The 10,967-nt window shown below is 67.3% G+C and carries 9 protein-coding genes and 1 pseudogene; 7 read left to right on the top strand and 3 right to left on the bottom strand.

Going from position 1 to position 10,967, the window contains the following annotated elements; genetic code table 11:
- Positions 1-331 precede the first annotated feature (331 nt).
- The 6 genes from secA (at position 332) to VF794_RS07215 (ending at position 7,655) form a co-directional block, all read left to right on the top strand.
- Positions 332-3,172 (top strand): preprotein translocase subunit SecA, encoded by a 2,841-nt coding sequence (gene secA / locus VF794_RS07240; protein ID WP_331108443.1) that lies wholly within the window; start codon positions 332-334, stop codon positions 3,170-3,172.
- Between the two features lie 251 nt (positions 3,173-3,423).
- Positions 3,424-4,398, top strand: coding sequence for a 30S ribosomal protein S2 (rpsB, locus tag VF794_RS07235; RefSeq protein ID WP_331108442.1), 975 nt, complete (start codon positions 3,424-3,426; stop codon positions 4,396-4,398).
- Between the two features lie 150 nt (positions 4,399-4,548).
- Positions 4,549-5,202, top strand: coding sequence for a translation elongation factor Ts (gene tsf, locus VF794_RS07230; protein ID WP_331108441.1), 654 nt, complete (start codon positions 4,549-4,551; stop codon positions 5,200-5,202).
- Positions 5,203-5,376: 174 nt separating this feature from the next.
- Positions 5,377-6,132, top strand: a complete 756-nt coding sequence (gene pyrH, locus VF794_RS07225) for a UMP kinase (RefSeq protein ID WP_331108440.1) — start codon at positions 5,377-5,379, stop codon at positions 6,130-6,132.
- 34 nt (positions 6,133-6,166) lie between these two features.
- Entirely contained in the window at positions 6,167-6,721 is a 555-nt protein-coding gene (gene frr / locus VF794_RS07220) for a ribosome recycling factor (protein WP_331108439.1), read from the top strand.
- A gap of 1 nt (position 6,722) precedes the next feature.
- Positions 6,723-7,655 (top strand): diguanylate cyclase domain-containing protein, encoded by a 933-nt coding sequence (locus tag VF794_RS07215; RefSeq protein WP_331108438.1) that lies wholly within the window; start codon positions 6,723-6,725, stop codon positions 7,653-7,655.
- A 42-nt stretch (positions 7,656-7,697) separates the two neighbouring features.
- On the opposite strand, the gene cyaY is transcribed toward VF794_RS07215, so the two are convergent.
- Together cyaY and VF794_RS07205 are read right to left on the bottom strand one after the other, a co-directional pair.
- Entirely contained in the window at positions 7,698-8,030 is a 333-nt protein-coding gene (gene cyaY, locus VF794_RS07210) for an iron donor protein CyaY (protein WP_331108437.1), read from the bottom strand.
- Between the two features lie 3 nt (positions 8,031-8,033).
- Positions 8,034-8,543, bottom strand: a complete 510-nt coding sequence (locus tag VF794_RS07205; protein ID WP_331108436.1) for a SixA phosphatase family protein — start codon at positions 8,541-8,543, stop codon at positions 8,034-8,036.
- Positions 8,544-8,728: 185 nt separating this feature from the next.
- Between VF794_RS07205 and VF794_RS07200 the strand changes: the two genes are divergently transcribed.
- A complete protein-coding gene (locus VF794_RS07200; protein ID WP_331108435.1) occupies positions 8,729-9,409 on the top strand; it encodes a hypothetical protein in 681 nt (226 codons plus the stop codon).
- A gap of 25 nt (positions 9,410-9,434) precedes the next feature.
- Here VF794_RS07200 and VF794_RS07195 read toward each other — a convergent pair.
- Positions 9,435-10,967: pseudogene (locus tag VF794_RS07195) on the bottom strand (pyridine nucleotide-disulfide oxidoreductase); the annotation flags it as partial.

Raw genomic sequence — 10,967 nt, 5'->3', positions numbered from 1 at the left:
GGAAGGGTGTCCGCCGGTAGGGGCGGCGGCTTTACCCGGGGCGGCGTAGGAGGGAGTGGGGTAGTGGGTGGCATTGGACCCCGGGAGGATGTGCCCTTTCTGGGGCGTTGAGCAGGGCGCTTACTGGGGCGCCGGTCATCTTTTCGACGGGAGGGCATTGCGTGGCCTCGGTTCCGCTTTACTGTGTCCTGCCTCTCGCACGGCTGCCTGCCAAGTGGAATGACGTGGTGGAAACGCATGGTTTCCATCGTGCATCCCACCTACACTCCAGGGATTTCCCTTCACTCGCCGCGTTCTTTCGAGGATTCTCCGGCGAGAGAGTCACAATCGCATGATCGAATGGACGCTGAAGAAGATCATCGGGACGAAGAATGAGCGCGAGCTCAAGAAAACGCTCCCGAAGGTAGCCCGCATCAACGAGCTGGAAAGCAAGATGCGGGCGTTGAAGGATGAAGATTTCCCCGCCGCCACCGCACGGATGAAGCAGGAGGTGCAGAACGGTCGTCCGCTGGACGAGCTTCTGTTCGACTCGTTCGCCATCGTGCGCGAGGCCGCTCGCCGGGTGATCGGCCAGCGGCACTACGACGTGCAGATGATCGGCGGCATGTTCCTCCACCAGGGGTGCATCGCGGAGATGCGCACCGGTGAGGGCAAGACCCTGACCGCCACGCTGCCCTCGTACCTCAACGCCCTGTCCGGCCGCGGCGTGCACGTGGTGACGGTGAACGACTACCTGGCCCGGCGCGACGCCGAGTGGATGGGTCGCGTGCACCGCTTCCTGGGCATGACCACCGGCTGCATCCTGCATGATCTGAACGATCGGCAGCGCCAGGAGTCCTACCGGGCGGACATCACCTACGGGCAGAACAACGAGTTCGGCTTCGACTACCTGCGCGACAACATGAAGTTCCGCCTCCAGGACTACGTCCAGCGGGAGCTGAACTTCGCCATCGTCGACGAGGTGGACTCCATCCTCATCGACGAGGCCCGCACGCCGCTCATCATCTCGGGCCCCACCGAGGACACCACCGACAAGTACTACCGGGTGGACCAGGTCATCCCCGGGCTGACGCCGGACCAGGACTACATCCTGGACGAGAAGCACAAGTCGGTCTCCCTCACCGACCCGGGCATCGACAAGCTCCAGAAGCGGCTCAGCATCGACAACCTCTACGATCCGGCGGAGATCGAGACGCTCCACCACGTGGAGCAGGCCCTGCGCGCCCATACGCTCTACAAGCGTGATCGCGACTACGTGGTGCGCGACGGCGAGGTCATCATCGTCGACGAGTTCACCGGTCGCCTCATGTCCGGCCGCCGCTGGTCCGATGGCCTCCACCAGGCCGTCGAGGCCAAGGAGGGCGTGAAGATCGAGAACGAGAACCAGACGCTGGCCACCATCTCGTTCCAGAACTACTTCCGCATGTACTCCAAGCTCTCGGGCATGACCGGCACCGCCGACACCGAGTCCGAGGAGTTCGCGAAGATCTACAACCTCGAGGTCCGGGTGGTGCCCACCAACCGGTCCATGGTCCGCAAGGACCTGGAGGACGTGGTCTACAAGACCGAGCGCGAGAAGTTCGAGGCGGTCTGCAAGGACATCGAGGAGCTGCACAAGAAGGGGCAGCCCGTGCTGGTGGGCACGGTGTCCATCGAGAAGAGCGAGAAGGTCGCCAACTTCCTCAAGAAGAGCGGCATCCCGCACAACGTGCTCAACGCCAAGCAGCACGAGCGCGAGGCGGACATCATCGCGCAGGCCGGCAGCAGGGGCGCCGTCACCATCTCCACCAACATGGCCGGTCGCGGTACGGACATCCTCCTGGGCGGCAACCCGGAGGTGATGGCCAAGAACGAGGTGGGTCCCGAGCCCCAGCCCCCGGCGTCCATGACGGGCCCGGAAGGCCAGACGGTGGATCTGACCGGGTACCAGCAGGCGCTCGCCGAGTACAAGCAGCGCTTCGAGGCGACGCTCGCGAAGTACAAGGAGCAGACGCAGAAGGCGCGCGAGGAAGTGGTGGCCGCCGGCGGCCTCTACATCATCGGCACCGAGCGTCACGAGTCGCGCCGCATCGACAACCAGCTGCGTGGCCGCGCCGGCCGCCAGGGTGACCCGGGTGGCAGCCGCTTCTACCTGTCGCTCGAGGACGACCTGATGCGCATCTTCGGGTCCGAGCGCATCTCGGGCCTGATGGAGCGCCTGGGCATGGAGGAGGGCGAGGTCATCGAGCACGTGTGGCTCAGCCGCGCCATCGAGAGCGCCCAGCGCCGGGTCGAGGGACACAACTTCGACATCCGCAAGAACCTGCTCGAGTACGACGATGTGATGAACCAGCAGCGGCGCACCATCTACAAGCTGCGCCGCAAGGTGCTGGCCGCCGGTGCCGGCCTGCCGCTCATCGAGTACGAGGAGGACAAGAAGACGCGCATCAAGGTGCGCTCCGAGCAGACCGTCTCCTGGGTGGACTTCAAGGAAGCGGTGATGGACGCGCTCGAGGACGTCATCGTCTCGCTCACCGACACCTACTGCCCGTCCAAGAGCCCGGCCTCCTGGGACCTGGAGGCGCTCACCCGCGCCATCAAGGAGACGCTCAACCTGGAGATGTCCTTCACCGAGTTCCGGGGCACCCGGGAGGAGATCCAGGACGACATCTACAAGGCCGCGGAGAAGGTCTTCCAGACGCGCGAGCAGGAGTTCGGCGAGGAGTTCCTGCGCTTCCTCCAGGTGCGCTACCTGGCCACCATCGACACCCTGTGGAAGGACCACCTGCTCGCCATGGACCACCTGCGCCAGGGCATCGGCCTGCGTGGCTACGGCCAGAAGGATCCGAAGCAGGAGTACAAGAAGGAGGGCTACAACGGCTTCATCCAGATGCTCGGCGCCATCAGCGCGCAGTTCATCAGCCAGATGATGCGCGTCCAGGCCCGCTCGGCCACCGCCGAGGAGGCGGCCCGGCTCCAGCGGCAGATGGCCCAGCGCCAGAAGCAGATGCAGGAGGGTCGCGCGGACGCCGAGGGCAAGCTGGCCGAGCCCGCCGCCCCGCGTCCGGCCGCCGCCGCCACCCGCCAGGCCGCCCCGGCCGGGGGCCCCAAGGTGGGCCGTAACGATCCCTGCCCCTGCGGCAGTGGCAAGAAGTACAAGAAGTGCCACGGCGCGGCCGAGGCCAGCGTCTAGGCCCTCCCGGTTGACCGGGCCCCGGCTCCCCCGGGTGCCCGGCGACCGTCCCCCATCCTTCACCGGACGTTGCGAAGCTTGCACCGCTGGGAAGGGTTCTGTTAGAGAAGCCCGCCCGCTACTGGCCTACACCAGTGGCGGGTTCGTTGTTTCAGTCAACCCACTACGCACACACCCGTGCCGGTCCTCGGTGCCCTCTCCTCTGGAGGGCTAGCGACCGGGTAGTCCGCGAGTGTGGAGGAAGAACCGAAATGGAAACGCAAGACACGACGCAGCAGCAGGCCATGGCCGCCGCCAGCGGCATCACGATGCGGCAGCTCCTGGAGGCCGGTGTTCACTTCGGCCACCAGACGAAGCGCTGGAACCCGAAGATGAAGCCCTACATCTTCGGCGCCCGCAACGGCATCTACATCATCGACCTCCAGAAGACGGTCAACCTGGCCCGCGCGGCCTTCCGCTTCGTGGCCGACATCACCGGCCGCGGCGGCTCGGTGCTCTTCGTGGGCACCAAGAAGCAGGCCCAGGACGTCATCCAGGAGGAGGCTCGCCGCTCCGGTCAGTTCTTCGTCACCAGCCGCTGGCTGGGTGGCACGCTGACCAACTTCAAGACGATCAAGCAGGGCATCGATCGCCTCAAGACGCTCGAGAAGATGGCCGAGGACGGCACCTTCGAGCGCCTCCCCAAGAAGGAAGTGGCGAACCTCCAGCGTGAGCAGGAGAAGCTGGAGAAGAACCTGGGTGGCGTGAAGGAGATGTCCAAGCTGCCCAAGTGCCTCTTCGTCGTCGACCCGAAGAAGGAGCACATCGCCGTGCACGAGGCCAACCGCCTCGGCATCCCGGTGATCGGCGTGGTGGACACCAACTGCGACCCGGACGGCATCGACTTCGTCATCCCGGGCAACGACGACGCCATCCGCTCCATCAAGCTCTTCACCTCGAAGATCGCCGAGTCCTGCATCGAGGGCGGCGCTCGCTACCGCGCCAGCGGAGCAGCCGACCGTGACGAGGAGGAGGGTGGTCGTGAGGAGCGTGGTGAGCGCCGCGACCGTGACGACCGCCGCGGCCCCCGTCGCAACGACCGGGGTGGTGGTGATCGCCGGGGTGGTGACCGTGGTGGCGACCGCCGCGGGCCCCTCGTGGAGATGAAGGGTGGCTCCGCTCCGGCCGCTGCCGCGGGCGAGGGTGGCACCGAGGGCGGCACGGGTGGCGAGACCACCGCCGAGTAACGCCGCCGCGCTCCTTCGCGGGGCGCGAGAAGTCTGACCGGGCGGCGGCATGGCTCGCCGCCCGGTTTTTCGTTTTCAACCCCAGCAGTACCTCAAACCTGAACGCCCCGCCCGGCGCCCGCCGCTCGGAGAGGGCCCCTGGAGAAGAACATGGCCGAAGTCAGCGCCTCGATGGTGAAGGAACTCCGCGAGAAGACCGGCGCGGGCATGATGGATTGCAAGAAGGCCCTCGGCGAGACCGGTGGCGATTTCGCCAAGGCCGAGGAGTGGCTGCGCAAGAAGGGCATCTCCCGCGCCGAGGGCAAGGCCAGCCGCGTGGCCGCCGAGGGCATGATCGGCACCTACATCCACGGTGGCCGCATCGGCGTCATCATCGAGGTCAACTGCGAGACGGACTTCGTCGCCCGCAACACGGACTTCCAGGACCTGGTGAAGGACGTGGCCATGCAGGTCGCCGCGGCCGGTCCCAAGTACGTGCGCCGCGAGGAGGTCCCCACCGAGCAGCTGGAGAAGGAGAAGGAGATCCAGCGCGCGCTGCTCAAGCAGCAGGGCAAGCCCGAGGCCATGTGGGAGAAGATCCTCGTGGGCAAGGTGGAGAAGTACTTCGAGCAGGTGTGCCTCGTGGACCAGCTCTGGGTGAAGGACGACAAGAAGAAGGTCGGTGACATGATCACCGAGCGCGCCGCGAAGATTGGCGAGAAGGTCGCCGTGCGCCGTTTCGTGCGTTACGAGGTGGGCGAGGGCATCGAGAAGAAGAAGGACGACCTGGCTGCCGAGGTGGCCAAGACGCTGGGCCAGGCCTAGCCGTCCCCGCTTCCCGGGGGCTCACCCCCCCTCCAGAGGGCCGCTGCGTCCCGGAATTCCCGGGGCGAGGCGGCCCTCGCCGTTTCCAGGGGCGGACAGGGGAGGAGCCACCAGCCGACGGCGGAGTCAATCCGGCGTTGATCGCCGCCGGGGCGAGGGATAGAAGCGGTCCCAATGTCCTCCGCTCCCGCCACTCCGCATCGTTACAAGCGCGTTCTTCTCAAGCTGTCGGGCGAAGCCCTGATGGGAGATGGGAAGTACGGCATCCATCCCCCCACGCTGACGCGCATCGCCTCGGAACTGAAGGAGGTGGTGGACGCGGGCGTGGAGATGGCCGTGGTCATCGGCGGCGGTAACATCTTCCGCGGCGTGGCCGGCTCCACCGAGGGCATGGACCGCGCGAGCGCCGACTACATGGGCATGCTCGCCACCTGCATCAACTCCATGGCGCTCCAGGACGCGCTGGAGAAGCAGGGCTGCCACACCCGGGTGCTCTCCGCCATCAAGATGGAGCAGATCGCCGAGCCCTACATCCGCCGGCGCGCGGTGCGCCACCTGGAGAAGGGCCGCATCGTCATCTTCGCCGCGGGCACCGGCAACCCGTACTTCACCACCGACACGGCCGCTTCCTTGCGCGCCATGGAGATCAACGCCGAGGTCATCCTCAAGGCGACGAAGGTGGACGGGGTCTACAACGCGGATCCGAAGAAGGACCCCGAGGCGCGTCGCTACCACACGCTCACGTACATGGACGTGCTCAAGCAGAACCTGAACGTGATGGACTCGACGGCCATCTCGCTCTGCATGGACAACAAGCTGCCCATCATCGTGTTCGACCTCACCACGCGCGGCAACATCCGCAAGGCCATCCTCCGGGAGGATGGCGAGATTGGAACGCTGGTGGGCGTGGGCGAGACGACCTGGGCCTGAAAGAAGCTCGGACGCTTCACAAGGGAGACCGCACATGGCAGACGCCGTGACCGAACTGAAGAGCCGTATCGACAAGACGCTCGACGACCTCAAGAGGGATCTCACCAAGGTGCGCACCGGTCGGGCCAGCCCCAACCTGCTCGACGGCATCCGGGTGGACTACTACGGCACGCCCACGCCGCTGAGCGGGGTGGCCAACATCACCTCGCCCGAGCCCCGGCTGATCGTCATCAAGCCCTGGGAGCGCACCGTCCTCAAGGAGATCGAAAAGGCGATCCGCGAGGCCAACCTCGGCATCAACCCGATGAACGACGGTGAGGTCATCCGCCTGCCCTTCCCGCCGCTCACCGAGGAGCGCCGCAAGGAGATCGCCAAGCAGGTGAAGACCAAGGGCGAGGAGCACAAGGTCGCCATCCGCAACATCCGCCGCGACGCCAACGAGGTCCTCAAGGCGCAGCTCAAGGACAAGAAGATCACCGAGGACGACTCCAAGCGCCTGACGGACAAGGTGCAGAAGGAGACGGACGACGGCGTGAAGAAGGTCGACGAGATCATCTCCAAGAAGGAGAAGGAAGTGATGGAGGTCTGAGATGGCCTTCATGCTCGTCGCTGAACCCGCCGCCCCGGTCTCCGGGGCGCTGCGCCGTTTCCTGGAGAACGCCGGCCACGAAGTGACGGTGGTCGGCGATGTGCCGGAGGCGATGGAGCGCGTGCGGGAGCTGGCGCCCGCGGTGGTGATGGCTTCCGTGTCGGATGGTTTCGACGGCGAGGAGCTGTGCCGGCAGGTGAAGGCGGAGGTGCCGGGCATCCCGGTGCTGCTGCTGTACCTGCCGGAAGAGGAGCATCCGGAGGCGCGCGCGGCCGCGGTGGGCGCGGAGGCGTGCCTGGTGGGCCCGCTCAAGCGCGCCACGGTGGTGTCGTGCGTGAACCTGATGATGCAGGTGGCCCAGGCTCGGGAGGCGGTGGCGCAGATCCGCTCCGAGATGCACATGCAGAGTGGGGGCCGGCGCGAGCCGACGGGCTCCGGGCCCTCGCCGGACCTGGAGTTCCTCAAGCGCCTGCTCTTCATGGAGGTGAAGCGCAGCCGACGCTACCGCTACCCCATCTCGTTCCTCATCCTGGAGCCGGATCGGTTCGCGGAGCGCCTGGCGACCCTGTCGCCCATGCAGCTGACGTCCACCATGGCGGAGGTGCTGGGCAAGCTCGCCGAGGCGCTGCGGGACATCGACCTGGCGGTGCCGTTCGCCGAGGGGCGCTTCGTCATCTTCCTGCCGCACACGCCCTATGAGGGGGCCATGGTGGTGGCGGAGCGGCTGCTGCAGCGGGTGAAGGAAGTGCAGTCGGTGTCGGGGCTGACGGCGTCGCTGGGGCTGGCGGTGTTCGAGCCGGCGGCGATGAAGGGGCAGGCGCAGGTGAGCTTCGGCAGCCTGATGAAGGAGGCCGGGGACTCGCTGCGGCGGGCCCAGGCGGCGGGCGGAGACCGCATCGAAGGCGGCCGCCCGATGATTCCCGAGGAGGAGTGAGGGGAGGGAGCCTCCCGGTTCGCGCCGGGGGGCTCTCCCTCATCACGCGGGGTAGCGGAGTTCCTCGCCGCAGAGGTGGCGGACCACGTCGGCCACGAAGCGGAAGAGCTCGAGCCCCTTGCCCTTGTCGTCCATCCAGGCGCCGCTGGCGGGGTCGTAGGAGAAGTGGATGCCCTGCCCACGGCCGGCGACCCAGATCTGCCGCACGGCGCGCTGGGTGTTGACGATGCACTTCTCGCGCGAGGCGGCCGTGAGCGTCACCATGTCGCCGGTGCTCTCGGCCTCGAGCACGTCCGGATCCAACTCGTCCGCGGCGGCGATGATGCGCTTGAAGGCCGCGGAGATGAGCTGGTTGTAGGTGGCCTCGTCCATCATCGGCTACTGGATGACGTCGAGGACCTGCTGGCCGGGGGCGGCGAAGAAGAGCAGCTTCGCCGGGGCGGGCGCGGCGCCGGGCTCGGTGGAGTCCGGGCGCTCCAGGGCGATGACGGTGCCCGGGTTGACCTGCTTGGGGAAGGACTGCATGCCCAGCAGGTGGGCGGCCAGCGCCCCCATGGAGGGCTGGTGGCCCACCAGCACGATGGTCTCCCCCGCGTGCTCGTCGATGACGGGCGCCACGGCTCCCACCGGCATGTCCGGCAGCAGGCACCGGTGCGCCCGCACGGGGCCCTCGTGCTTGAGGGCGGTGGAGAACAACTGCGCCGTCTGGACCGTGCGCACCAGGGGACTGGTGAGCACGAGCGAGACCGTACCGATGCGCTCCGCCAGCGACGCGAAATGCGCGGTCGTGTTGGCTCGGGCCTTGGCAGTGAGCGCGCGCGCCTCGTCGCCGAGCCCCTCAGGAGCCTCCGCGTCCGCCTCGCCGTGCCTAACCAGGAGAATCCTCAAGATGCCTCCACCGCTGCCTGAACGGACCGCGGTTCGTACACGACCCCGCCCGGGTTGGTCAAAGGTAATACAGCGATTGTTGGCTGGTGGCGGGACCGCCGGACAGCAGGCGGCCGGGGGCCATTCCACCCGGAACGGACGCGCTTCGGCCCGTGGCGGGACGTGTGCGGGCGTATACTCCGCGCATGCGCAAGCTGCTGTGGGTGCTGTTCGTCGCGGGGTCGCTGACGGCCTGCAAGAAGGAGGCAACGTCCGTGCCCGCCCGGGAGGACACCGGGGGGGCGGCCGAGGAGGGCGCGCTGGAGGCCTCCGCCGAGGCCGCCGAGGCATTCGACGACACCAGGCCCTATGTCCTCACCCAGACGAAGCTGGATGCCTACGTGGGCTACCAGCGCAAGGTGCTGGATGCCTATGCCGCCATGTCCAAGGCCCTCCAGGTGGTGCAGGCCCGGGCGGCCGCTCCAGGCAAGGATCCCGGCCTGAGTGATGCCATGAAGGCCATCGAGAGCAAGGCCGAGGCCGAGGCCCGCGCCCGCACCGAGGCCGGGCTCACCGAGGAGGATGTCAACCGCATCGGCGCCCTCGTGACGGATGTCGTCACCCAGCGCCACATGGCCGCCATGCTGGACCTGGCGGGCGAGCTCCAGAAGCTCGAGGCCATGCAGGCCCGTCTCAAGCCCGAGCAGCAGAAGGAACTGGCGCCTCAGATCGACACCATGCGCCAGCGCGTCCAGGAGACGGAGAAGCTCGTGACGGTGCGCAAGCAGCACGGGGAGGCGAATGTGGACCTCGTGCTGACGCGCGAGCAGGACCTCATGCGCAACTACCAGGACATGCTCCGGTCCTTTGGCGGGAAGGCGCAGTAGACGCGCCCTCCCGCCCGGTCCGGGCTCACACCCGGCGCAGGCCCGGGACCTTCTTCAGCAGCTGCGCCAGGTACAGGTCCGCCACCTTCTCCAGCACCGTGTTGCCCTTCAGGCGCTGGTTCAGGCTCACGAAGTCCACCTGGTCCAACCGCTGATCCTGGTTGAAGCAGGAGAACACCCACGTCTCCTTGCCCGTCACCGGATCCACGTGCCTCTGGAGGCACTGCGCGCAGATCTCCTTCATCATGCACTGCATCGGCGAGTTGATGGAGCCGATCGCCTCATGCTCGGGGTTCAGGTACGGCTGCAGCAACCCGTGCCGCGCCTCCTGCACCGCCCTCATCATCCGGTCCGAGCCGATCGCGATGATGCGGTTCACGTCCCGCAGCGACGCGATCGGCGCCACGCCCAGCTCGCCCTTCGCGTAGGCCAGCATCGCCTGCACCACGTTGCCCCGGAACGACGAGTCCTGCGGACGCTGCGTCTCGATGACCTCGCCCACGTCCACCGACCATACCACCTGGTCCGTGGTCGCCTCGATCTCCTCGCGCTTGAACATGTCCGCGCGCTGCCGGAAGCCGGCGAAGTAGACCACCTTGCAGCCCGCCGCCTTCAGTGAGCGAGCGATGGAGAAGAGCACCGCGTTGCCCAGGCCGCCGCCCACCAGCAGCACCGTCTCGTTGTGGCCGATCTCCGTGGGCGCGCCCGTGGGGCCCATGAGGACCACCGGCTCGCCCGGCTTCAGGGCGGCGCAGAGACGGGACGAGGAGCCCATCTCCAACACGATGGTGCCCATCAGCCCCTTCTCCTTGTCCACCCACGCGCCCGTGAGCGCCAGGCCCTCCATCGTCAGGCGCACGCCGTCCACCACCGGCGCCGAACGCTCGAAGTTCTGCAGCCGGTAGAACTGGCCGGGCTCGAAGTGCTGCGCCGCGAACGGCGCCTTCACCACCACCTCCACGATGGTGGGCGTGAGCCGGTTCACCGTCACCACGTGCGCCAGCAGCACCTCGTCCAGCCGCTGGAAGTGCGTCGTCAGCTTCTCGTCACGCCGCGCCTGCGCCACCTCGTCGTCGAAGTCCATGGCGGCCACTTCCTTCGCGTACAGACGTGCCACCTCGGGGTAGCCGTCCTTCGCGCTCGCCATGGCCTTGACCACGTTGCCCGCATAGGTGGGGTGGTTGTCGCCGAAGTACGAGATGTAGTGCCCGTCCTTGCGGTACGAGGTGAAGAAGCCCACCTTCGCGCCGATGTCCTCCACCGGCGGCACCTGCGCCAGCTCGTAGCCCTCCGGCTTCTCCACGAGCTCGTAGCTCTTGAAGTACTCGCCGTTCTCGTCGAGCTCGAAGGTGCCCGGGTACTCCTTCTCGTACGTGACGTTGGGCGCCGTGCCCGCCGCCACGCACACCGTGCGCGCCGGCAGCTCGAAGAACTCGCCGCTGCCCCGCAGCTTGCCGTCCTTCGTCACCATGCGCTCGAAGCGGATGCCCTTCACCGCCCCCTTCTCGTCCGGCAGCGCCTCCACCGGGCTCATGCGCTCGATGAAGCGGATGCCTTC

Source organism: Archangium sp. (genome assembly GCF_036389735.1).
GTDB lineage: Bacteria > Myxococcota > Myxococcia > Myxococcales > Myxococcaceae > Archangium.
The sequence above is the reverse complement of the archived record's forward strand: the minus strand, read 5'-3'. Positions and strand labels throughout refer to the sequence as shown.